Below are 22,445 nucleotides of genomic sequence, written 5' to 3'. Positions count from 1 at the left end.
CCGGATGGCCGGCCCGGAAGCTAGATAACAGCCGCGATGCCCCCACCCACCAGAACTCCCCTTGTCTACGTCGTGGACGACGATTCCGACGTGCTTGGGTCGCTGCGTTTCCTCCTGGAAACCGACGGCTTCTATGTCCGCACCTTCCGCAGCGCCGAGGCGTTGCTGAACGCCATGACCATGGGCGGAGCCGACTGTTTCGTGATCGACTACAAGATGCCGAACATGAGCGGCATCGACCTCGCCGGGATTCTGCGCCAGCGCGACGTCAAGACGCCGATCATTCTGATCACCGGCTACCCCGACGCGACCATTCCGGCCAAGGCCGCGGCCGCCGGCATCCGCCATGTGCTGCACAAGCCGCATGTCGAGGACAGCCTGTCCACCCGCATCTGGGACGTGATCAAGACCGACCGATCGACCTCGCCCGCCCCGTAGCCTGTGGCCCGGGTGGAGCCCCGTAGCCCGGGTGGAGCGGCAGCGTAACCCGGGGCCGCTCTCAAACGCGGGCGCAGACATCCCGGGTTGCGCGGAGCCTGTCATCGGGCGCGCGTGCGCGCGACCCGTTGGCTCACCCGGGCTACGAACGCGCAACCGGGACCTCCGTAATTCTACCTAAGGGCTTGCCCTTAAGGCATGGAGCGAAATTTCCGAGTTCGCCTGTTCCGCGTACCAAAAGCCATCCGCTGCATAGGAGATGGCTCATGCTCACCCAGTCGCCCGCCGCCGCTTCCCTCAACATTAACCGGCCTGTGCCGGGCGGCCATGCGCCTGCCGAGCCATTTTGCGGCCTGGCCGGACATGCCGGCCTGATCGCCACCGAATTCACCTACCGGAAAGACGAGGAGATCTACGGCGAGGACGAGCCGGCCGAATACGTCTACCAGGTGATCCGCGGCGCGGTTCGCACCTACAAGCTGCTCGCCGACGGGCGCCGCCAGATCGGCGCGTTCCACCTGCCCGGCGACGTCTTCGGGCTCGAGTCCGGCGCCAAGCACCGGCTGGCAGCGGAAGCCATCATCGACACCACCGTGCGCCTGGTAAAGCGCCGCAGCCTGGAACAGGCAGCCAGCACCGACGTCCAGGTCGCCCACAAGCTCTGGACCATGACGGCGGGCGATCTCAAGCATGCCGAAGAGCACATGCTCCTGCTCGGCCGCAAGAGCGCCATGGAGCGGGTCGCCAATTTCCTCCTGGAGATGGATCGCCGCCTTGCGGTTGCCGGCATGGGCATGATGGCGCTGCCGATGTGCCGCCGCGACATCGGCGATTATCTGGGACTGACACTGGAGACGGTTTCCCGCGCGCTGTCGCAACTGAACGACGAAGGCGTGCTCGGCTTCTCCGGCGCCCGCCAGATCGTGCTGCGCAACCGCCAGCGCCTCCGCAACATGGATGTTTGATCCGGCGCAGGTCCGTAGCCCCGGTGAAGCGAAGCGCAACCCGGGACACTTCCATCCACGTCTACCAGCGTCCCCGGGGTTACGCTGTCGCTCCACCCGGGCTACGCACTGTAACTAGCCCGCCCCGAACAGGAACGGCAGTGCGCGCGGGCCGCGGACGGTGCCTTCCGACCACGCCACCTTGCCGGCCGGATCGAGCCGGAAGTCGGGAATCCGCTTCAGCCATTCCTCGATCGCGACCATCATCTCCATGCGCGCGAGGTTCGAGCCGACGCAGCGATGGATGCCGAGGCCGAAGGCGGCGTGACGATTCTCCTTGCGGTCGATCACCACCTTGTCGGCGTCCGCGAACATCGCAGGGTCGCGATTGGCAGCGGGGAAGGACAACAGCACCATGTTGCCGGGCTTGACCGGGCAGCCGCTGACCGTGGTCTCCTTCACCACTTCGCGCGCCATCGTCACCGGGGAATAGGCGCGCAGGAACTCCTCGATCGCGATCGGCAACAATTCCGGCTGAGCAACCAGCCGTTCACGGTCCGCGGGCGTCTTCGCAAGGTGCCAGAGCGAGGAGCCGATCGCGCTCCAGGTGGTGTCGATGCCGGCGACCAGGAGCAGTCGCAGCGAGCCGAGCACATGGGCGTCCGACAACGGCTTGCCGTCCTTGTCGCGCGCGTTCATCAGCGTCGTGATCAGGTCGTCGGTCGGCTTGCCCTTGCGTTCGGCGATATGGCCCGCGAAATACGCACTCATCTCGTGGAGCGCGCGCATCAAGATGTCCTGATCCTTGATGCCGAGCTCGAGGATTTCGTGGATCCACTTGATGAAGAGGTCGCCATCCTTCTCGGGTATACCCAACATATGGGCGATGGCGCGCACTGGAATGTGCTTCGTGTAGCGCTCGGCGGCGTCGCATTTTCCGTCGTCGATGAACTCGTCGATCAGCTCGTTGCAGATCGCACGGACCCGTGGCTCGAGCTTCTTCATCGCGTCGGGCGTGAACGGCGGCAGCAGCAACTGCTTGGCCGGCTTATGTTCGGGTGGATCGGAGGTGATGGGCGGCGCCGGCTGCGTGACCTCCGGCCGCACGTCGCGCACGATGATGCGGCGGGAGGAAAAATGCTCGGTGTCGTAGGCGACCTGCTTTACCGCCTCATAGGTGGTGGGCATGTAGCAGCCGAGGAAGCGGTCGGTGTGAACCACCGGCGAGGCTGCGCGCAACTGCTCCCAGATCGGAAACGGATTCTCGGTCCAGGCCGGATCGGTGTGGTCGAAATCACGGATCCAGTCGGTCACCGGCGGGTGTTCGGGCATCATGCTGACGGAATCGGACATCGGCAGTTTCCTTCCGCTGTGTTCGTTCAGATCAAGTGTGGATGAAGGCGGCGGTCCGACCGCGCGCCTCACTCCTCGATGACTTCGATCGCGAATTCCGGGCAGTTGGTCTGGGCGAGATAGGCCTTGTCCTCGAGGCCTTCAGGCACACGGCCTTCGCCGTGCTCATGGGCATTGCCGTATTCGTCGAGGTCGAATAGTTCGGGCGCGAGCGCCTTGCAGCGCGCGTGTCCCTGGCACCTGTCCTGGTCGACGTGGATCTTCAGCTTTGCGGACATGCGGGCGCTTCCCTCTGCCGCGCGCAGCATCGATGCCCGTGGCTCGATGCGCGGACTGGCGTTTCCTCTGCTTCTCGGCGGACGCGGCTTGCTTCGGCCACGTCTCAATTTGGAGCCATTACATTCGCGGTCCGGTTGTGCTGTCAAGCGAAAAGTTATAGCCTATCACATTAAGATGGGAACACGCCTCGCCCGCAAGCCGCAAAATGCCTATCACCATGGCGACCTCCGCGACGCCCTGGTGCATGCGGCATTGCAGGAAGCGGAACTCGGCGGCCCCGAGGCCATCAGCATCAGCGCACTCGCCAAGAAGCTCCGCGTCTCGCAGCCCGCCCCCTATCGGCATTTCGCAGACCGCGAGGCGCTGTTGTCGGCCGTCACAGCGGAAGCCTTTCGCCAGTTCAACACGACGCTGCGCGATGCGATCGACGAACCGTCGAAGCGGACAAAAATCTCACGCTTCGCGCAAGCCGCCCTCGCCTTCGGCCTGCGCCGCCACGGCATCTACCGCCTGATGTTCGCCTCGCGCGTGATGGCCTGCTCGCCAAAGGAGAGCGAGCTGCACAGCGCCGCGATGGAGACGTTCGGTCTGCTGCTGGAAGCGCTGGAGTCGCCGGCGGTCGCCCTCTTGCGCGAGCGCCACGCGCTGCAGATCTGGGCCTCGTTGCACGGCGTCGTCATGCTCGCCGAGCAAGGCCTGCTCACCGGCCAGCTCGCCGAAACCACGCGCGAACAACTGCTCGACGACATGGTCGCGCAGATCAAGCTGAGCCTGTCACTCGCGATCAAGGCGGCAGAGAAAGAGCGCTGATCTCTCCCCTCGTCATTCCGGGGCGCGCGAAGCGCGAACCCGGAATCCATTGGGCCGCATACTCTGCGGTTAGATGGATTCCGGGCTCGATGCTAACGCATCGCCCCGGAATGACAGCCTCCGTCATTGCGAGCGCAGCGAAGCAATCCACGCCTCCGCTTGCGGCGCTATGGATTGCTTCGCTGCGCTCGCAATGACGTGCCAAGCGCGCCGGTGCGTAAGGGTGGGCAAAGCGACTGCACGCGCCGTCGCTTAAACGGACTCCAGCGGAAGGGTGCCCACCATCACGAGCGGAATGCTTCATGGTGGGCACGCTTCGCTTTGCCCACCCTACGGCGCTTTTCGCGAGACGCCCGCCGGCTTCGCGGGCACGACGTCGTAGGATGGGTAGAGCGCAGCGAAACCCATCATTCGCGCCGCTTGCTCCGTCGCGATGGGTTTCGCTTCGCTCTACCCATCCTACGAAGTCCCTCACCTTGCTGCTTCAAACCCGCCGAGCACCGCGGTCAGATTAGCGCCGAGGATGTCGGAGAGATAGCCGCCTTCCTGCACGAACACCGTCGGCAGGCCGATCCGCGCGATGGCGGCGCCGATGCGGCGGAATCCTTCCGTTGTGACGGCAAGGCCCGCCAGCGGATCGTGCTCGGAGGCATCGAGACCGAGGGCTACGACGAGCGCGCCGGGCGCAAAAGCTTCGATCGTCTTCTCCACCGTCGCAAGCGCCGTGAGGAAACCGTCGTCGCCGGTGCCGATCGGCAGCGGGATGTTGAGATTGGTGCCGAGCCCCGGACCCGCGCCGCGCTCATGCGCATAGCCCCAGACGAACGGATAGAACGAGGCCGGATCCGCATGGATCGACACCGTCAGCACGTCAGGCCGCTCGTAGAAGATGCCCTGCGTGCCATTGCCGTGATGGACATCGACGTCGAGGATCGCGACGCGCTCATGTTTCAGCCGCAGATGCGCGGCCGCAACCGCGCTGTTGTTGAGGAAGCAGAAGCCGCCGGCGATATCGCGATAGGCGTGATGACCGGGCGGACGGCACAGCGCGTAGACGGCGTCCTCGCCCTCCATCACCATCTGCGCCGCGGTCGCTGCGACGTCGGTCGCAGCACAAGCGGCCGCCCAGGTGCCCGGCCCGATCGGCGCGGCGGTATCGGCCGTGTGCCAGCCGAGCCGGCCGACGATATGGGTCGGATAGGTGGCGGCGTTGCGCACCGGATGGATGTTGGCAATCATCTCGGAACCGGAATCGCCGAGCGCCGACCAGGCGTCCCAGGCTTCCGCGAGGAAGCTGAGATATTCGGCGCTGTGCACCCGCGCCCGCGGCCCCTGCCCGAACACGGTCGGCTCGACCAGTTGATGCTTGCCCGCCTTCAGCCCTGCCAGCAGACGGTCGGCGCGCTCGGGCTGTTCGGTGGTGCGCTTGACGACGCCGCGGACCAGGAAGAATTGCGGATCATGGCTACGATGCAGTTCGGTATAGACGGCCTTCACGAGGAGGCTCCCATCATTGGCAACAGGAACATCCCTTGCATAGAACCGCCGGAATCGCAAAGCGGCCCGGTTGCGAAAGGGATGTCCATGCTGCTGTTCATTCCTTAAGCGCCGATTGCCGAGAGTTTGACCTTGCCCCTCCAGGCCAGACCCGTTGAATCGACAGCGATGACCGCTTCCTTGATCCGCGGCTGTGTCGTCTCCCGAACGAGCTGAAAGGTTCCGATGCTCGGATTCCTCACGCAACGAATTATGAAGGCGATCGTCGTGCTGCTCGCGATCGTCGTCTTGAACTTCTTCCTGATCCGGCTGGCGCCCGGCGATCCCGCGGTGGTGATGGCCGGAGAAGCCGGCGCCAGCGATCAGCTCTTCGTCGCCCAGCTCCGCGAGAAATTCGGGCTCGATCAGCCATTGCCCGTGCAGCTCTATCGGTATGTGAAGGGCATCGCCACCTTCGACCTCGGTTTCTCCTTCCGCCAGCAGGCGCCGGTATCGCAATTGATCCTCGAGCGGCTGCCGGCAACGCTGCTGCTCACCGGCACGGCATTTGCGATCTCGCTGCTATCAGGCGTGCTGTTCGGAACATTGGCGGCGCGCCGCGCGGGTAGTTGGGCCGATACCGCGATCACGGTGCTGGCGCTGATCTTCTACGCCACGCCTTTGTTTTGGGTCGCGCTGATGGCGATCCTGTTGTTCTCGGTGGCGATGGATTGGCTGCCGAGCTTCGGCTACGAAACGGTCGGCGCCAACTACACCGGCTTCGCCCATGTGCTCGACGTCGCCGCGCACCTGATCCTGCCGGCCACCACGATCGGCCTGTTCTTCATGGCGACCTACACCCGCATGACGCGCGCCTCGATGCTGGAAGTGAAGCGTCTCGATTTCGTCAAGACCGCGCGCGCCAAGGGCCTCCGCGACGCGGTGATCCAGCGCCGCCACATCCTGCGCAACGCGCTGCTGCCGGTGGTGACGCTCGCCGGCCTGCAGGCCGGCACGCTGGTCGGCGGCGCTGTGTTGACCGAGACCGTGTTTGCCTGGCCCGGCATCGGCCGGCTGATGTATGAGGCGCTGCTGCAGCGCGACTATAACCTCTTGCTCGGCGTCTTCGTCGTCTGCTCGGCGATGGTGCTGGCGTTCAACCTCATCACCGACCTGATCTACCGCTCGGTCGATCCGCGCATCGAGGTTGCGGCATGAAGCGGTTCTGGAAGCTATTGCTGCGCAATCCCGGCGGATTGATCGGCTCGATCATTCTTATCATCGCGATCGCGGTCGCGTTGTTCGGGCCGATGATCTTCCCGAATTCGCCCTGGCGCATGGTGCAGCGGCCGTTCCTGCCGCCGTTCACGATATCAGGCCTGCCGCTCGGCACCGACGCGCTCGGCCGCGACGTGTTCGCCGGCATCATCTATGGCGCGCGCGTCTCGCTGTTGGTCGGGCTGGTCTCGACGCTCGCTGCGCTTGCCGTCGGCATTCCCGTTGGCGCGCTCGCCGGCTATTTCGGCGGTCGGATCGGCGATGCCCTGATGCGCTTCACCGAGTTCTTCCAGACCGTGCCCAGCTTTGCGCTCGCGATCGTGCTGGTGGCGATCATGCAGCCCTCGATCGTTTCGATCGTGCTGGCGATCGCGATCGTGAGCTGGCCGCCGGTGGCGCGATTGGTGCGCGCTGAAGTGCTGTCGCTGCGCACCCGCGAATATGTCCAGGCGGCGATCGTCACCGGACAGACCCATAGCTGGATCATCTGGCGCGAGATCCTGCCCAATGCGCTCTCGCCCGTCATCGTGCTGGCTTCGCTGATGGTGGCGACCGCAATCCTCCTGGAATCCTCGCTCTCCTTCCTCGGCCTCGGCGATCCGAACCTGATGTCATGGGGCTACATGGTCGGCGCCGGCCGCACCGTGATCCGGCAGGCCTGGTGGATCACGGTGTTTCCCGGCATCGCCATCCTGGTTTCGGTGCTGGCGCTGAACCTGATCGGCGAAGGCCTCAACGACGCGCTCAATCCGCGCCTCAACAAGGATGGGCGCTGAGCAATGTCCGAGAGTAAAGCCGTCGTCGTCATCAGAGACCTCAAGCTGGCGCTGCCGCCCGGCGCCGACCGCGACTACGCCGTCGACGGCGTGTCGTTCGATCTCATCCCCGGCAAGATCCTCTGCGTGGTCGGCGAGTCCGGTTCCGGCAAGTCGATGTGCGCCCACGCGTTGATGGGCCTCCTTCCCGACACCATCGGCCGCGAGGCCGGTGAAATTCTCTTCGAGCGACAAAATCTGCTGCGACTGGATGATGACCAATGGCTCGGCCTGCGCGGCCGCCACATCGCCATGGTGTTCCAGGAGCCGATGACCGCGCTCAATCCGTTGATGCGGATCGGCGACCAGATCGCCGAGATGTTTGAGGCGCACAATCTGCTGACGCCGAAGGAGCGTCGGCAGAAGGCGCTCAATCTCTTGCGCGAGGTCGGCCTGCCCGACCCCGAACGCACCGTGCGCGCCTATCCGCACCAATTGTCCGGCGGCCAGCGTCAGCGCGCGATGATCGCAATGGCGCTCGCGCTCGAGCCGGCGGTGCTGGTCGCGGACGAGCCGACCACCGCGCTCGACGTCACCACGCAGGCGCAGATTTTGAAACTGATCCGCGACCTGCAGCGTCGCCGCAACATGGCTGTAATGTTCATCACCCATGATTTCGGCGTCGTCGCCGATATCGCCGATCGCGTGGTCGTGCTTCAGCACGGCAAGGTGGTCGAACAGGGCGCGGCCGATGCCGTGCTGCAGCGTCCGCAACACGCTTACACACGCGCTCTGCTCGCCGCGGTGCCCTCGATGGAGCCGCCGCAGCGCGCTCCCCTCGTCGACCGTCCCAAGGCGGTCGAGGTGATCGGCCTCGACAAGACCTATGTCTCCGGCGGCGGCTGGTTCCAGCCGGAGCGGCGCGTGCAGGCAGCCAAGGCGGTCAACTTCAACATCCTGCAGGGCGAGACGCTCGGCCTCGTCGGCGAATCCGGTTCGGGCAAGTCCTCGGTCGCGCGCCTTGTCATGCGCCTGATCGAACCAGACGAGGGCACGGTCCGCCTCGGCGATACCGACTTCACCGCGATCGGCGGCAAGGAACTGCGCAAGGAGCGCAGCCGCATCCAGATGATCTTCCAGGATCCCTTTGCCTCGCTCAATCCGCGCCGCAAGGTCGGCAACATCATCGCGGACGGGCCGATCGCGCATGGTACCGATCCTGATGTGGCGCGGCAGCGCGCCCGCGACCTGCTCGGCATGGTCGGCCTCAACGCCAATGCGATGGACCGCTTTCCGCACGAGTTTTCCGGCGGCCAGCGCCAGCGCATCGGGATCGCCCGCGCGCTGGCGCTCGAGCCGGAAATCCTGGTCGCGGACGAAGCGGTCTCGGCGCTCGACGTCTCGGTGCAGGCGCAGGTTCTCAATCTGCTTGAAGACCTCAAGGCGCGGCTCGGATTATCGATGCTGTTCATCACCCACGATCTGCGCGTCGCCGCGCAAATCTGCGACCGCATCGCGGTGATGCAGCGCGGCGAGATCGTGGAACTAAGGCCTGCGGCAGCGTTGTTCGCAGCCCCCGAGCATCCCTACACGCGCGAGCTGCTTGCCGCCGTGCCCGGTCGGACAGCGGCGAGCGAGGAGCCGGCCCGTCCTTATGCCACCGCGTGATAGTCCGGCGCTGAAGCAAGGAAGCGCGCATAGGCATCGGCATCGGGCGGCGTGAATTTTTCGGCGAGCGGATTGCGCCGGCGGATGCTCGTACCGATATCCGCCAGCAGTTCGTCGAAGTGGCGGTAATGATAGGGCGCAACGCAAAGCCCACCATAGACGCCCGCCGCCGGCCGTTCGACACGTTTGAAGTGAAGCATCATCGCGATGTTCTCCTTCATCTCGGCGGCAGTCGGCTGCCGCGCAAGCTTGCCATCGGCGTAACGCACCAGCCAGTTGGCGGCCAGCTCGGCGCAAAGCACCGTGCAGAAGCTGGAATTGAATCCGACGAACCCCATATCCGGCAGATCCGGGTTGGCGATCAGGCGATAGAGCCGATACTGCCCGTCGGGCTCGACCAGCTTGCTACGGTAGCTTTCGGGCAGGAATGGAACGCCAAGCCTGTAGCCGATCGCAAGGACCGCCACATCCGCCGGCACGCGCTCGCCCCCGCTCATCACGATGCTGTCGCCATCATAATGATCGAAGGTGCCGCGGATCGCCTTGATGCGGCCATCGGCCACCATCGGATAGAAGCCGGGCGTTGCAATCGGCACCGAACAATTGACGCCGTCCTCGATCGGCTGCTTCGGCACCATGTCGCATTGCTTCAGCTTGAGCTGGACCTTCAGAAGGCTCTCCAACCCACGCCAATTCGCCCACACCAGCGGCTTAGCCAGCACATGCGCGAGCCGCGACAGCGGGCCGATGCCCCAACCCGGAAACATCTCTTCCTGGGCGCGGATGTAGAGGATGCGCTTGAAGTTGACCAAGCCGCCGACGAAATACGGAATGCGCCACACCGGCTCGCGATAGACGATGGTGACTTCGGCAGCGCCCGAGTTGACGGCGTTCACTGCAATGTCGGTCGCCGATTTCGAGCCGCCGAGCACCACCACTCTGCGCCCCCTGGCGATCGTCGCATCGTTGTATTGCGACGAATGCAGGATCTTGCCGCCTTGCGACTTGAACACGTCCTCGCCGCGCAGGCTGAGGGTTTGCGGTTCGTTGAACTGGCCGGTACAGACTGCGACGAAATCAAAATCCTCGTGGCCCACGCTATCGTCGGTGCGAAGCGTGAGCGTCCAGCCCGGCTTGCCGTCGGCGCGGCGATCCATTGCCACCACGGCGGTATTCAAGCGCATGGCATCGTCGAGCCCATGCTCGCGCGCGTAGTCGCGCAAGTAAGCGTAGACCTGCGGCCCCTTCGGCCATTCCGGATAGGAGCCCGGCATCGCCTTGTCGGTGTAGCGATAGAGATCCTTCGGGCTCTGGGTCTGGACCTCGGGATAGGACCGCGCCGGCTCCCACACGCCGCCGAGATCGCCGCTGCGCTCGACGATGGTCACCCTGTGTCCGCGCTCGGAAAACGCCTTGGCCGCGGCAAGCCCGGAAACGCCGGCGCCGATGATGCAAACATGCTTCTGCTTGACCATGTGGATGCTCCGGAAGATCACCAACCCGTTGGATTGTACGCACACGCCGCCGTCATCGCCGGATACGCTCCCGGCAATCCGCTGCTTCCGACGTTGGGCCCGCTACCAGGGCAAGGTCAGTCGTTGGCTTCCGGCGGCAGGAAATTCACCTCGTGCTCGGCGGAAATGCGCACCACCTCTGCCGGATCCTGCAGATTGTGCAGTTTGTCGAACAACGCCTCCAGCTTCTGCATCGGCGAGACCCAGAACAGCGCGCGCGCCGGCTTGTCCGATTTGTTGAAATAACCGTGGGGAATACCGCGCGGCATGCGCACGAGATCGCCAGCCTCCGCTTTCACCCAGACGCCGTCGAGCTTGAGGTCGAGTGTGCCTTCCTGCACCAGGATGAATTCGTCCTGGGTCGGATGGATGTGCACCGGCACGAACTGGCCGGGATCGCTGTTGGTTTCGAATGCGAAGGTCGAGTCGGTGACCGCCTTGGGAAAATAGACCTGGCCCAGAATATTCCAGGTCTTGCCGCCGTAACCCGTGCCGCTCCGCGTAATGCCTTTCTCGAGCGCACCCATTCCGCCACCTCCATGTCTGGACTGCACCGCGCCTGTGAAGCTGTCGTCGGAGCGACGGCTTGTCTAGCCGATAAACGAATCCCGCGACCGCGAAGCATATGTTGCGCTGCAGGAGGAGCTGTCGCTGCCCAAGCGCGCGGCAAACGCCAGCATAGCGATCGGGCAGGCTGCGCGCCGAAACTGCGTTTCCCCATGCCGAAAGATGCATTAGGCTCCCGATATTTTAAACCTCAAGCAACTCCGCGGCGGTTGCGATGAACGCAGGTGCCTTGACCAACACCCGGCTTGCGGATTTCGCCCGCGTCTCGACCGCCAGTGTCGATGACGCCGCCGAGGCGATCGGACGGATTTTTTGCCCGCATGAACTGAAGCCGATCGGGCATTCCGAGAACGACTTCAGCGCTCAGCACAATTGCGCAGCCTTCGATGGGTTCTCGGTGAACTATGTCGCCTATGGCGGATCGGTCTCGATCGATCCCGGCTGCCTCGACCGGTTTTTCCTGCTGCAGATCCCGCTACATGGTTGCGCGGAGATACGGACGGCGGCGCGCGAGGTGACGACTGCGCCCAACACTGCGGCATCGCTGCTGTCGCCGACTGTGCCGACGCAGATGACGTGGCGAGAGGATTGCGCCCAGCTCATCCTGCTGCTCGAACGCAAGCTCGTGGAACATCGCGCGGCAGCGCTCGCTGGGACGTCGGCGAGAGCGGTGGAGTTCGATCCATCGCTCGACCTCACCACACCGTTCGGACGCGCGCTTCAGGCAGGGATCTGCGATCTCGTCGAGAGAGCCGAGCGCCTTGGTCCGGCGAAGCGCCCGTCACCCCTGGCGGCAGCCGATTGGCGGGAACGATTGCTCAGTGCACTACTCAACGAACAGCATCATAGCCTGAGCCGGGCGATCGCCATCTTCGAAGGCCGCGTCGAGACGCAGCCAATACCGCTGAAGCGGGCGCGCGCCTGGCTCGAGGCCCAGGTCGATGAGCCGCTCGATCTCGCGCAGCTTGCCGATGCCGCCGGCGTCGGCATTCGCGCATTGCAGCTTGGCTTCCGTCGCCATTTCGGGACGACCATTTCGGCGATGCTGCAGGACATCCGGCTCGCCCGGCTCAATGCCCGGCTGAAAGCAGCGCGGCCGGACGAACGCGTCGTCGACATCGCCTTCGATCTCGGCTTCACCCATCTGAGCCGGATGGCAAGTGCTTATCGCGCGAAGTTCGGCGAGAGCCCCTCGGCGACGTTGCGGCGCCTGAGCTAACTTCAACCGAGCGAACAACTATGAGGGATAATCTGCCGAATCGATCCGGATGCGGTCAGCGTGCAGCGACCAATCACACAGCGCCTGCGTCTCGCAGAATTTCTGCTTGGCCATTTCCGCGGCTTGACCTTCGTTCGAGGCATTGATTTCCAGCGAACTCTGGCAAACCTCCCGTTCGCGACCATTGTCACCGAGTACGTCTTTCATGAAGCTAACGACAAATCGTGACATGGGAGCCTCCTGCTACACGGGTAGCGTCGGAATTTGGATACTAGCATCCTGGAAAAAAGAGTTGAGGGAAATCAAGGGCCGATGACCGCCAATCGTGCCGCGATCCCGCGCGCCGGCGAACGCCACGCCGGCAACCCCGATCCGGCGCGGTTCCACGTCTTCCGCTGCCTGTGCATTCGGCAGTAGATTTGACCAAAATCAGCATGGCCCTACTTCGGCGCAAACCCGAACGCCCGCTCAAACCGCCTGGCGTAGGCCGGCCAGACCTCGGGATTGATGATCCGCGGCGGCCGCTTGCCGTCGAGCGCGTCCAGGACCTGCTCGGCGGCGATCCGGCCCATGTTCTCGCGCGCTTCCCGGGTGACGCCGGCCGTATGGGGACTGGCGAGCACATTGTCGAACTGCAGCAGCGGATGCTCCGGCGGCGGCGGCTCCTTGGCCCAGACGTCCAGGCCGGCGCCGGCGATGCGCTTGTTGCGCAGCGCATCCTCTAGCGCCTCCTCGTCATGGATGAAGCCGCGCGCCGTGGTGATGAAGAACGCGTGCGGCTGCATCAGCGCGAATTCGCGCCCGCCGATCATGCCGCGGCTTTCCTTCGTCAGCGGGCAACTGATCGAGACATAGTCGGCACGGCACAGGAGCTCGTCGAGCTCGACCTTCTCGCCTCCCCGCTTCGCCATCTCCTCGGCGGACAAATAGGGATCGTAGGCGATCACCTTCATGTGCAGGAGCCCCCTGCAGAGCTCGGCGATCCGGCGGCCGACATTGCCAAGACCGATGATGCCGATGGTCTTGCCCTGCGCCTCGTTGCCGATCAGCGCATTGCGGTTGACGTCCCGCTGGCGCCGCAGCACGCGATCGGATTCGATGATCCGCTTCGACAGGGTGAGCAGCATCCCCAGCGCGTGCTCGGCGACGGAATTGGCGTTGCCGCCGGACTGGTTGACCACCAGCACGCCGGCCGCGGTGCAGGCGTCGACGTCGACGGGATCGAAACCCGCGCCGTTGGAGGAGACGATCAGGAGGTTCGGCGTACGACGGAGCAGGTCCCGGTCGACATGGAAGTGCCTGGCCAGTTCGTCGCGCGCCGCGCCGATCTGGTAGGCATGCGCCGCTTCGAGGATCGGTGCTGCGACCTCGTCGGGGCTCTCATTCTCCAGCCGGTCGAGCCGCACGTCGGGGCGGCTCTTGAGGATGTCCGCATAGATGTTGTGGGCGAGGTATTTGACGTAGAAGACGCGCTTGTTGTTGACGGTCATGTCCTTCTGCAACTTTCAGTTCGGGAAACCATAGAGTCTTGCGGGATTGGCGATGAGGATGCGCTGCTGCGTCGCCTCATCCGGTGTCCATTGCTGGAACAATTCGAGCAGGTGGCCGGCATCGGGCATCTCGCCCTCGACCCGCGGATGCGGCCAGTCGCCGCCCCAGACCAGGCGCTCGGGATTCGCCTTTACCAGGGCCTCGTGGAACGGCCGCGCATCGGGATAGTCAGGCGCCTGCTGGCTCAGGCGATGCGCGCCGGAGAGTTTAGCCCAGCACCAGCCGTCGGCGACCGCGCGGAGCAGGCTCTGGAACCCCTCGGTGCCGGTGCCGGCGCGGGCATCGGTACGGCCCATATGGTCGATCACAACAGGCAGGCGGAACGATTTCAGCAGCGGGATCGCCTGCGGCAAATCCTTGACGTCGATCCAGAGTTGAAGATGCCAGCCGAGCTCAGCCATTACAGGCGCTAGTCTCTCGGCTTCCGTCAGCGGAACACCACCGCGATAGTGCAACTGGCCGCCGCGGAAGAAATGGTTGAAGCGCAAGCCACGCACGCCGAGCGCGTTCCATTCGCGCAGCGTGGCCGGCGCGACGCGCGCATCGGCTACCGCGACGCCGCGCAGGCGATCCGGCATGCGCCGGAGCGCATCCAGCATCGCGGAATTGTCGCTGCCATGCGCACTGCCCTGGACCAGCACGCCGCGCGCAAACCCGATGATATCGAGCATAGCAAGGTATTTTTCCAGCGGCGCATCGGGCGGCGTGTAACTGCGATCCTCCGCATAGGGAAAGCGATCGGACGGACCGAACACGTGGGCATGGGTATCGCAAGCGCCCGGCGGCACCGGCACCTTCGGACGGCTGACCTCGCGCGGCGGCAGGCAGGCGGGAATGGCTGAAGCGGTCATCGCGCTATTCCGCCGTCATGCCGGCGGCCTTGATGATTGGCCCCCATTTCTCATAGTCGGCATGGATCTTGGCATCGAACTTTTCCGGCGCGCTCCCGATCGGCACCGCGCCGAGCTTGGTCAGCCGTTCCTTTACCACCTCCGTGTTCAGTGCGGCCACGAAGTCGTGCGAAAGCTTTGTCACGAGATCGGGGACCATGCCGCCCGGCCCGAGCAGCCCCCACCACACCTCGGTGTCGTAGCCCGGCACGGCCTCGGACAGGCTGGGGACGTCAGGCAGGAACGGCGCCCGCGCCGCCGTGGTGACGGCCAGCGCCCGGACCGTGCCGGCCTGCAATTGGCCGACCGACTCCGGACCATTGTTGAACGACATCGGGATCTGCCCGCCCAGGAGGTCGTTGATCGCCGGCATGCCGCCTTTGTAGGGGATTGCGTTAAGGTCGATCTTCGCCAGGTTCTTCAGGAGTTCGCCCGCCAGATGGGTCGATGTGCCATTGCCGGCATGGCCGTAGGACAGGCTGCCCGGCTTGGCCTTCGCAGCCGCGATGATTTCGGCAGCCGACTTGAACGGGGAATCCGCGCGCACCAGCAGCACATTGGGCGACGACGCCAGCAGGGAAATCGGCGAGAAATCCTTGAACGTGTCGTAGGGCAGCTTGGGATAGAGAAAGGGATTGGTGGCGTGGCCGCTCGCCACCACAATCAGCTCATAGCCGTCCGGCGCCGAGGTGGCGATCGCCTGCGACGCGATCACGCCGCCCGCGCCGGGCCGGTTCTCGACGACGATCGATTGTCCCCATTGTTTCGACACCACGTCGGCGAGCGTGCGGGTGAGCACGTCGACGCCCCCGCCGGGCGGATAGGGGACCAGGATATGAACAGGCTTGGCGGGAAACGGCTGTGCGAATGCCGAGCCGACCGCAAGGGACATGACCGCTGCAATGGCGGCTCGCCAGAACCAACTGGCCATGACATTCCTCCCACCGCTCTCGTCTTATTGTCGTTGCCGCCTGTATCGCATAGCGGACCGCCATCCGCATCAGCGGAAACCGCAGGTCACGTTGCGACTGCGACATGTTGACAATCGCGCCGGTCGGGTGAAGTTTTGCCGCGAGAAAGCGGCCGCAGCGTCGCGGGATGTTAGGGAGAGCAGACATGGCGCTCGCGGAGGATGAAAGCTCGCTCAAGACCGCAGCGGAGAAGAGCTGGCACGGCATCGTGCTGCAGACGCTCAAGCGCAACGAGGTCAGCCTCGTGCCCTATGTGCCGGACCGCGTGCTGACGCCGCTGATCAAGAACCTGCACGCCGATCCCTTCTTCACGACCTTTCCCACCGCGCGCGAGGAGGAAGCGGTCGGCATCGTCTCCGGCGCCTGGATGGGCGGGGTGCGTGGCGCGGTGCTAATGCAGACCTCCGGCTTCGCGACGCTTGCGAATGTCCTGGCCTCGCTCGCGATCCCCTACCAGATCCCGGTGATCATGTTCGTCTCCGAGCGCGGTACGCTCGGCGAATTCAATTACGGTCAGGCGCTGGTCTGCCGCACCATGCGGCCCGTGCTCGACTCGCTGGCGATGGAGCATCACACGGCGACCCGGCTCGACGAGTTCGAATTCATCGTCGATCGCTCGATCAAGCAGGCCGTCGCCACGCAGGCGCCGGTGGCGCTGATCCTCTCGCCGCTCCTTACGGGCGGCAAGGTCTTTGACAAGTGACCGGTCCCATGAACACGGCAAGCAAAACCCCCGCCCGCAACACCAAGGTGATGAACCGGTTCGACCTCACCTCGCGTCTCGTCGCAAGATTGAAGAACGAGGAGGCGGTGGTCGGCGGCATCGGCAACACCAATTTCGACCTCTGGGCCGCCGGCCATCGCCCGCAGAACTTTTACATGCTGGGAAGCATGGGACTAGCGTTTCCGATCGCGCTCGGCGTGGCGCTGGCGCAGCCCAAACGGCGCGTGTTCGCGCTGGAGGGCGACGGCTCGCTGCTGATGCAGCTCGGCTCGCTCTCGACGATCGCAACGCTGGCGCCGAAGAACCTCACCATGGTCGTGATGGACAACGGCATCTACCAGATCACCGGCGCGCAGCCGACGCCGGCAGCGGCGGCCTCCGATCTCGTCGCCATCGCGGTGGCGAGCGGTCTTCCCAACAGCTCCTGGGCCGCCGATGAGGATGATTTCGAGCGCCTGATCGATCAGTCGCTCGCCTCTGAGGGCCCGACATTGATCGGCGTGCGCATCGACGACAAGCCCGGCACCGGCGCGACCCGTCGCGATCCCGTGCAGATCAGGGAACGCTTCATGCTTGGCCTCGGCGTGCGGCAGCCGTTGTAACGCACAGAACGATCCCGCAGGCGACGTGCCCGCGAGGATCGACGCGTACGCAGGTCTTCGTTAGTCGATGATCTTGATCACCCTGCGGGTGCGCGGCTCGACGATCACCCGGCGCTCATTGACGATGGCATAGCGATATTCCGTGTGGCTCGGCACGGTGCGCAATTCGACTGTGGACGGCAGTGGTTCCCCGACCACGACACGCTCGTGTACCACGACCGACGGCTCGTCGCGCGGGATCGAGCCGATCACGGCGTTCGGGATTTCCAACCCAGCGCCGACCGCCGCACCGACGGTGCCGCCGACGATCTCGCCCACGGGGCCCAGGACCTGTCCGCCCGCGCGGGCCCCATTCTCTGCGCCCTCCACCGTGGTGGACTGCGCGAAGGCTGCGCTCGACGCGAGCAGCGACGCGGCAATGACAGAGATGGCAAGACGCTTGGTCATCATTCTCTCCAATTGAAATTGACGATGCGCCTTCAACCATCCTCCTCGACAGTTGTTCCGGTTCCATGATGGTGAACGCGGAGAATCGATATGGATTTCGGCGGTTCCCGCGCTGCGTATCAAGCCGCGCCGATCTCGTGATTTCCCATCATCTCGAGCGCGCGCACCATCGCGGAATGGTCCCACGCCTTGCCGCCGTGAGCCGCGCAGGAATTGAACAATTGCTGCGCAATCGCCGTGCTCGGCAGTGAAAGTCCGAGCGCGCGGGCGCCTTCGAGCGCGAGGTTGAGATCCTTCTGATGCAATTCGATACGGAAGCCCGGATCGAAATTGCGCTTCACCATGCGTTCGCCATGCACTTCCAGAATCCGCGACGACGCGAAGCCGCCCATCAGCGCTTGCCGCACCAGCGCGGGGTCGGCACCGGCTTTCGAAGCAAATAGCAAGGCTTCACCGACCGCCTCGATCGTCAGCGCAACGATGATCTGGTTGGCGACCTTGGTGGTCTGTCCGTCACCGTTGCCGCCAACACGCGTGATGTTCTTGCCCATCTTCTCGAACACCGGCTTCATCGTGTTGAACGCACGCTCTGGCCCGCCCACCATGATGGTCAGGCTCGCCGCCTTGGCGCCGACCTCGCCACCGGACACCGGCGCATCGAGATAGTCTGCGCCAAGCGCCTCGATCTTCTTCGCGAATTCCTTCGTCGCAAGCGGCGAGATCGAGCTCATGTCGACGACGATTTTGCCTTTCGACAGTCCTTCGGCGACGCCGCCGGGGCCGAACAACACCGCCTCCACATGCGGCGTGTCCGGCACCATGACGATGACGGCTTCCGCTTCCTGCGCGACCTCCCTGCCCGATTTGCAGACGACACCGCCGCCCGAGACCAGCTCCGGCGGGATCGGCCCGACGTCATGCAGAAACAGGCGATGACCAGCCGCTTGAAGGTGACCCGCCATCGGGCGTCCCATGGTGCCGAGGCCGATGAATCCAATCTTTGCCATTGCGATATTCCCCTGCAAATCAAGTGACGAGCGTGAGCGCCGCGTGCCAACCGAGACCGTCAACGGTCGTCGTCCGCGGCTTGTATTCGCATCCGACCCAGCCGCGATAACCAATCGCGTCGAGATGACGGAACAGGAAGGGGTAGTTGATCTCACCGGTGCCCGGCTCGTTGCGGCCGGGATTGTCGGCGAGCTGAATATGCTCGATGCGCGCCAGGTATTTTTGCACGGTGCGGGCGATGTCACCCTCCATCACCTGCATGTGGTAGATGTCATATTGGATGAAGAGATTGCTCGAGCCCACGTCGGCGATGAGCTGCGCCGCCTGCTCGGTATGGTTCAGGAAGAAGCCGGGGATATCGAGCGTGTTGATCGGCTCGACCAGGAGCTTGACTTGCTCCTTGGCGAGCGCGTTGGCGGCAAAGCGCAGATTGTTGACCAGCACCTCGTTCAATTCGAGCGGATCTGCGTCGCGCGGTGCGATACCGACCAGGCAATTCAACTGCCGACAGTCGAGCGCCTTGGCGTAATCAATGGCGCGAAAGACACCGTCCCGGAATTCATCGACCCGATCGGAAAAGATCGCAATGCCGCGCTCGCCTCCCGCCCAATCGCCGGCGGGGAGATTGTGCAGGACCTGGATCAAGCCGTGACTATCAAGCTGCTCACGCAGCTCGGCTCTATCGAAGTCATAGGGGAACAGATATTCGACGCCATTGAAGCCGGCGGCCTTGGCGGCGGCGAAGCGCTCCAGGAACGGCAATTCCCCGAACAGCATCGTGAGATTGGCAGCAAATTTCGGCACAATCCAACTCCTTACTCGGCGGGCAGCAATTTGCCGGGCTGGCGCGCATCAACGCGCGGCGGCACCTCGTCCAGCGGCAAGTCGAGCAGTTCCTCGAACTCCACGACGTTGTCGATCTCGGTACCCATCGCGATATTGGTCACGCGCTCGAGGATGAACTCGACCACGACCGGTACCCGATACTTCGCCATCCATTCGCGCGCGGTCGCGAATGCCGCCTGCGCATCGTTCGGGTCGGTGACGCGGATCGCCTTGCAGCCGAGGCCTTCGGCGACCGCGACGTGGTCGACGCCGTAAGAGCCGATCTCGGGCGCGTTGATGTTCTCGAACGACAATTGCACCTGGTAGTCCATGTCGAAACCGCGCTGCGCCTGGCGGATCAGGCCGAGATAGGAATTGTTCACGACGATATGGATGTACGGCAATTTGAACTGCGCCCCGACTGCGAGCTCCTCAATCAGGAACTGGAAATCATAGTCGCCCGAGAGCGCGACGATTTCGCGATCCGGATCGGCGGCGCGCACGCCGAGCGCGGCGGGGAGCGTCCAACCCAGGGGTCCCGCCTGCCCGGCATTGATCCAATTGCGCGGATGATAGACGCGCAGGAATTGCGCGCCGGCGATCTGCGACAGTCCGATCACGGTGACGTAGCAAGTGTCGCGGCCGAAAGCGCGGTTCATCTCCTGATAGACGCGCTGCGGCTTGATCGGCATGTCGTCGAAATGGCTCCTGCGCAGCATCGTGCGCTTGCGATCCTGGCATGAGACCGGCCACGCCTGTCGCTCGCGGAGCTTTCCGGATTTCCGCCATTCCTTCGCGACACTGACGAACAGTTCAAGCGCCGCCTTGGCGTCGGACACGATGCCGAGGTCCGGATTGAACACGCGGCCGATCTGCGTCGGCTCGATGTCGACATGCACGAAAGTGCGGCCCTTGGTGTAGGTCTCGATCGAGCCGGTGTGCCGGTTGGCCCAGCGGTTGCCGATGCCGAGCACGAAATCCGATTGCAGCATGGTGGCATTGCCGTAGCGGTGGCTGGTCTGCAGCCCGACCATCCCGGCCATCAGCACGTGGTCGTCGGGGATCGCGCCCCAGCCCATCAGCGTCGGTACCACGGGCACGTTGACGGTTTCGGCGAAACTTACCAGCAGCTCTGACGCATCGGCGTTGATGACGCCACCACCGGCCACGATCAGCGGCCGCTCGGCCATATTCAGCATTTCGAGCGCGCGCTCGATCTGCGCCCGCGTCGCGGTTGGTTTGTAGACCGGCAGCGGCGCATAGGTCTCGTCATCGAATTCGATCTCGGCGAGCTGCACGTCGAGCGGCAGGTCGATCAGCACGGGACCCGGACGCCCCGAGCGCATCAGGTGGAACGCCTGGCTGAATACGCGCGGCACGAGGCCAGGCTCGCGCACCGTGACCGCCCATTTCGTCACCGGCTTTGCGATCGACTCGATATCGATGGCCTGGAAATCCTCCTTGTAGAGCCGCGCCCGCGGCGCCTGCCCGGTGATGCAGAGGATCGGAATGGAATCGGCGATCGCCGAATAGAGCCCGGTGATCATATCGGTACCCGCCGGACCCGACGTGCCGATGCAGACACCGATGTTGCCGCACTTGGCGCGGGTGTACCCCTCCGCCATGTGGGAGGCGCCCTCGACATGACGCGCGAGGATATGCCGGATCGAGCCACGCTTCTTCAGCGCCGAATAGAGCGGATTGATCGCCGCGCCGGGAACACCGAACGCGCAATCTACCCCTTCCTTCTCCAGAATACGCACCGCCGCATCGACCGCCCGCATCTTCGCCATGTCGCGCCTCGCTGATGTTGCATCGGCCTGATGATCACGGGAGCGACCGACGATCTCAACGACGCTGATTTTGTTTCCCACGATACGGAATGAACGGTGAAAAACCGCGCCGGGTCAGACGGTTGGATCGCCGACGGAATGAAAGCATACGACAGCCGCGCGTAGACAGATCGTTTCAGTCGGAGCAATGACGGCCGAGAGTTCCTGATTCAAATGTCAAACAGCCTTCCGCTGTCATCGTCCGCCACCGGGTCGGCGCAAAAGCGCCGCCCGATGACAGGCTCCGGCGGACGATCCAGTATTCCAGAGGCGGCGGTGCTTGAACCGCTGGGCCGCCGGGTACTGGATGCCCCGCCTGCGCGGGGCATGACGGTGGAGTGAGGGATGGATACGAGTCCGCATTCTCGCGGCATGTGGTGCCCGAGGTTTGCGTTCGTTTCACCCTCTCAATGAGCAGAGGGCGCAGGGAAAGCCGGGTGCCGATTGCACCCATGGGTCCCGTGCAAAGAAAGCACGGGGTAGGACCACAGGTTCAACCGGATTCACTCCGGCTTTCCCTGCACGATGGTTTTACGGCTCGGGCTTGCGAACACCTGGGTCATCGCCGCGTACCAATGAACTCCTGCCGCGTGCAGTGGCAGGAGTGTAACTGGCCGTACCGTAGTGCTACCTGACGCCTCAGCGCCAGGTTGCCGGTTCGCAGGGAGGATTACTCCACGCACCTCCGGCAAACTGGCCAACGTCTGGAGCCCGGATGCAGTGAACGACGCGGGAGGGATGGATGACAGCACCGTTTCTGTCGCGCCACGCCGCCCTGGTGCCTGAGCCCCGGGTTGCCGGTTCGCAGGGAGGATTATTCCACGGACCTCCGGCAAACTGGCCAGTGTCTGGAGCCCGGATGCAGTGAACGACGCGGGAGGGATGGATGACTGCGCCGTTTTTGTCGTACCACGCCGCCATGGCCGGACTAGCGAACATGGCCACAGCGATCAGTGCTGCCGAAAAGAGCTTACTCATTGCGTCCTCCTTTGATTTGCCTCGGGCCTCGGACGAATAAGTGTCTGGAAATTTATGGCACCGACCTAGCCCGAGCGATGCTGCGCCAACAACCTGAGTGAACCTAAACGTTAGCGCTGCTCCCCAGCGGCGGACTATGCATTTTCGGCAATTGGACGGATCGACGTCGCATTTTTCGTTGCAGGTGCCATCTCGCGACCGTCTCCAATCGCCCGTCGGGCCCGGGGGTGTCCGTATTGACCGCTACAGGAACGCCGCGATGTCGGCTTCTGGCCCCGTAGCTGTCCGATTTAAGCGGACGGAGTTTGTCTGCTCC

Annotated in this window: 22 protein-coding genes; 9 read left to right on the top strand and 13 right to left on the bottom strand. The window is 64.2% G+C overall.

What is annotated here, in order from left to right; translation table 11 throughout:
- Positions 1-36 precede the first annotated feature (36 nt).
- Together OZ411_RS00515 and OZ411_RS00510 are read left to right on the top strand one after the other, a co-directional pair.
- On the top strand, positions 37-438 hold the full coding sequence (locus tag OZ411_RS00515) for a response regulator (protein ID WP_130583983.1): 402 nt from the start codon (positions 37-39) through the stop codon (positions 436-438).
- A 266-nt stretch (positions 439-704) separates the two neighbouring features.
- Positions 705-1,403: a helix-turn-helix domain-containing protein gene (locus OZ411_RS00510; protein ID WP_282526341.1), complete on the top strand. Its 699-nt coding sequence runs from the start codon at positions 705-707 to the stop codon at positions 1,401-1,403.
- A 114-nt stretch (positions 1,404-1,517) separates the two neighbouring features.
- On the opposite strand, the gene OZ411_RS00505 is transcribed toward OZ411_RS00510, so the two are convergent.
- Complete coding sequence (locus OZ411_RS00505) at positions 1,518-2,735, bottom strand: cytochrome P450 (protein WP_130579517.1); 1,218 nt, start codon at positions 2,733-2,735, stop codon at positions 1,518-1,520.
- Between the two features lie 68 nt (positions 2,736-2,803).
- Complete coding sequence (locus OZ411_RS00500; protein WP_130579516.1) at positions 2,804-3,013, bottom strand: ferredoxin; 210 nt, start codon at positions 3,011-3,013, stop codon at positions 2,804-2,806.
- 175 nt (positions 3,014-3,188) lie between these two features.
- Between OZ411_RS00500 and OZ411_RS00495 the strand changes: the two genes are divergently transcribed.
- Positions 3,189-3,824, top strand: a complete 636-nt coding sequence (locus OZ411_RS00495) for a TetR/AcrR family transcriptional regulator (protein WP_282526340.1) — start codon at positions 3,189-3,191, stop codon at positions 3,822-3,824.
- Between the two features lie 471 nt (positions 3,825-4,295).
- Here the strand turns inward: OZ411_RS00495 and OZ411_RS00490 are convergent, their stop codons facing one another.
- Positions 4,296-5,321, bottom strand: coding sequence for a histone deacetylase family protein (locus OZ411_RS00490; protein WP_282526339.1), 1,026 nt, complete (start codon positions 5,319-5,321; stop codon positions 4,296-4,298).
- A 225-nt stretch (positions 5,322-5,546) separates the two neighbouring features.
- Between OZ411_RS00490 and OZ411_RS00485 the strand changes: the two genes are divergently transcribed.
- From OZ411_RS00485 to OZ411_RS00475, 3 genes are read left to right on the top strand one after another with little or no spacing between them, the layout of a single operon-like run.
- Complete coding sequence (locus tag OZ411_RS00485; protein ID WP_282526338.1) at positions 5,547-6,518, top strand: ABC transporter permease; 972 nt, start codon at positions 5,547-5,549, stop codon at positions 6,516-6,518.
- On the top strand, positions 6,515-7,354 hold the full coding sequence (locus OZ411_RS00480; protein ID WP_282526337.1) for an ABC transporter permease: 840 nt from the start codon (positions 6,515-6,517) through the stop codon (positions 7,352-7,354). The genes OZ411_RS00485 and OZ411_RS00480 overlap by 4 nt, the downstream gene beginning before the upstream one ends.
- A gap of 3 nt (positions 7,355-7,357) precedes the next feature.
- Positions 7,358-9,001, top strand: a complete 1,644-nt coding sequence (locus OZ411_RS00475; RefSeq protein ID WP_282526336.1) for an ABC transporter ATP-binding protein — start codon at positions 7,358-7,360, stop codon at positions 8,999-9,001.
- On the opposite strand, the gene OZ411_RS00470 is transcribed toward OZ411_RS00475, so the two are convergent.
- Both OZ411_RS00470 and OZ411_RS00465 read right to left on the bottom strand, forming a co-directional pair.
- On the bottom strand, positions 8,986-10,476 hold the full coding sequence (locus OZ411_RS00470) for an NAD(P)/FAD-dependent oxidoreductase (protein WP_282526335.1): 1,491 nt from the start codon (positions 10,474-10,476) through the stop codon (positions 8,986-8,988). The genes OZ411_RS00475 and OZ411_RS00470 overlap by 16 nt on opposite strands.
- Positions 10,477-10,592: 116 nt before the next feature.
- Positions 10,593-11,042: a cupin domain-containing protein gene (locus tag OZ411_RS00465; RefSeq protein WP_027577784.1), complete on the bottom strand. Its 450-nt coding sequence runs from the start codon at positions 11,040-11,042 to the stop codon at positions 10,593-10,595.
- Between the two features lie 254 nt (positions 11,043-11,296).
- On the opposite strand from OZ411_RS00465, the gene OZ411_RS00460 reads away from it, so the two are divergent.
- The gene (locus OZ411_RS00460) at positions 11,297-12,301 is read left to right on the top strand and encodes an AraC family transcriptional regulator (RefSeq protein ID WP_282526334.1); all 1,005 of its coding nucleotides are present in this window, start codon (positions 11,297-11,299) and stop codon (positions 12,299-12,301) included.
- Positions 12,302-12,319: 18 nt separating this feature from the next.
- Here the strand turns inward: OZ411_RS00460 and OZ411_RS00455 are convergent, their stop codons facing one another.
- The 4 genes from OZ411_RS00455 to OZ411_RS00440 form a co-directional block, all read right to left on the bottom strand.
- The gene (locus OZ411_RS00455) at positions 12,320-12,532 is read right to left on the bottom strand and encodes a hypothetical protein (RefSeq protein ID WP_282526333.1); all 213 of its coding nucleotides are present in this window, start codon (positions 12,530-12,532) and stop codon (positions 12,320-12,322) included.
- A gap of 209 nt (positions 12,533-12,741) precedes the next feature.
- Positions 12,742-13,791 carry a hydroxyacid dehydrogenase gene (locus tag OZ411_RS00450; RefSeq protein ID WP_282526332.1) on the bottom strand — a complete coding sequence of 350 codons (1,050 nt, stop codon included), beginning with the start codon at positions 13,789-13,791 and terminating at the stop codon, positions 12,742-12,744.
- A gap of 15 nt (positions 13,792-13,806) precedes the next feature.
- The gene (locus OZ411_RS00445) at positions 13,807-14,703 is read right to left on the bottom strand and encodes an amidohydrolase family protein (protein WP_282526331.1); all 897 of its coding nucleotides are present in this window, start codon (positions 14,701-14,703) and stop codon (positions 13,807-13,809) included.
- A 4-nt stretch (positions 14,704-14,707) separates the two neighbouring features.
- A complete protein-coding gene (locus tag OZ411_RS00440) occupies positions 14,708-15,673 on the bottom strand; it encodes a tripartite tricarboxylate transporter substrate binding protein (protein WP_282526330.1) in 966 nt (321 codons plus the stop codon).
- A 185-nt stretch (positions 15,674-15,858) separates the two neighbouring features.
- Here OZ411_RS00440 and OZ411_RS00435 point away from each other — a divergent pair, with 185 nt between their 5' ends.
- Entirely contained in the window at positions 15,859-16,416 is a 558-nt protein-coding gene (locus OZ411_RS00435; RefSeq protein WP_282526329.1) for a thiamine pyrophosphate-binding protein, read from the top strand.
- 8 nt (positions 16,417-16,424) lie between these two features.
- The gene (locus OZ411_RS00430) at positions 16,425-17,039 is read left to right on the top strand and encodes a thiamine pyrophosphate-dependent enzyme (protein ID WP_282526328.1); all 615 of its coding nucleotides are present in this window, start codon (positions 16,425-16,427) and stop codon (positions 17,037-17,039) included.
- Between the two features lie 60 nt (positions 17,040-17,099).
- Here OZ411_RS00430 and OZ411_RS00425 read toward each other — a convergent pair whose 3' ends face one another.
- The 4 genes from OZ411_RS00425 to gcl all read right to left on the bottom strand — a co-directional run bounded on the left by OZ411_RS00425 (position 17,100) and on the right by gcl (position 21,112).
- The gene (locus tag OZ411_RS00425; protein WP_130579502.1) at positions 17,100-17,486 is read right to left on the bottom strand and encodes a DUF1236 domain-containing protein; all 387 of its coding nucleotides are present in this window, start codon (positions 17,484-17,486) and stop codon (positions 17,100-17,102) included.
- Positions 17,487-17,605: 119 nt separating this feature from the next.
- Positions 17,606-18,493, bottom strand: a complete 888-nt coding sequence (locus OZ411_RS00420; protein ID WP_282526327.1) for a 2-hydroxy-3-oxopropionate reductase — start codon at positions 18,491-18,493, stop codon at positions 17,606-17,608.
- A gap of 19 nt (positions 18,494-18,512) precedes the next feature.
- Positions 18,513-19,298, bottom strand: a complete 786-nt coding sequence (gene hyi, locus OZ411_RS00415; protein WP_282526326.1) for a hydroxypyruvate isomerase — start codon at positions 19,296-19,298, stop codon at positions 18,513-18,515.
- 11 nt (positions 19,299-19,309) lie between these two features.
- Positions 19,310-21,112, bottom strand: a complete 1,803-nt coding sequence (gene gcl, locus OZ411_RS00410; RefSeq protein ID WP_282526325.1) for a glyoxylate carboligase — start codon at positions 21,110-21,112, stop codon at positions 19,310-19,312.
- Between the last annotated feature and the right edge of the window lie 1,333 nt (positions 21,113-22,445).

Origin of the sequence: Bradyrhizobium sp. Arg237L, assembly GCF_029990105.1 — a bacterium.
In the GTDB taxonomy this organism is placed as follows: domain Bacteria; phylum Pseudomonadota; class Alphaproteobacteria; order Rhizobiales; family Xanthobacteraceae; genus Bradyrhizobium.
The sequence above is the reverse complement of the archived record's forward strand: the minus strand, read 5'-3'. Positions and strand labels throughout refer to the sequence as shown.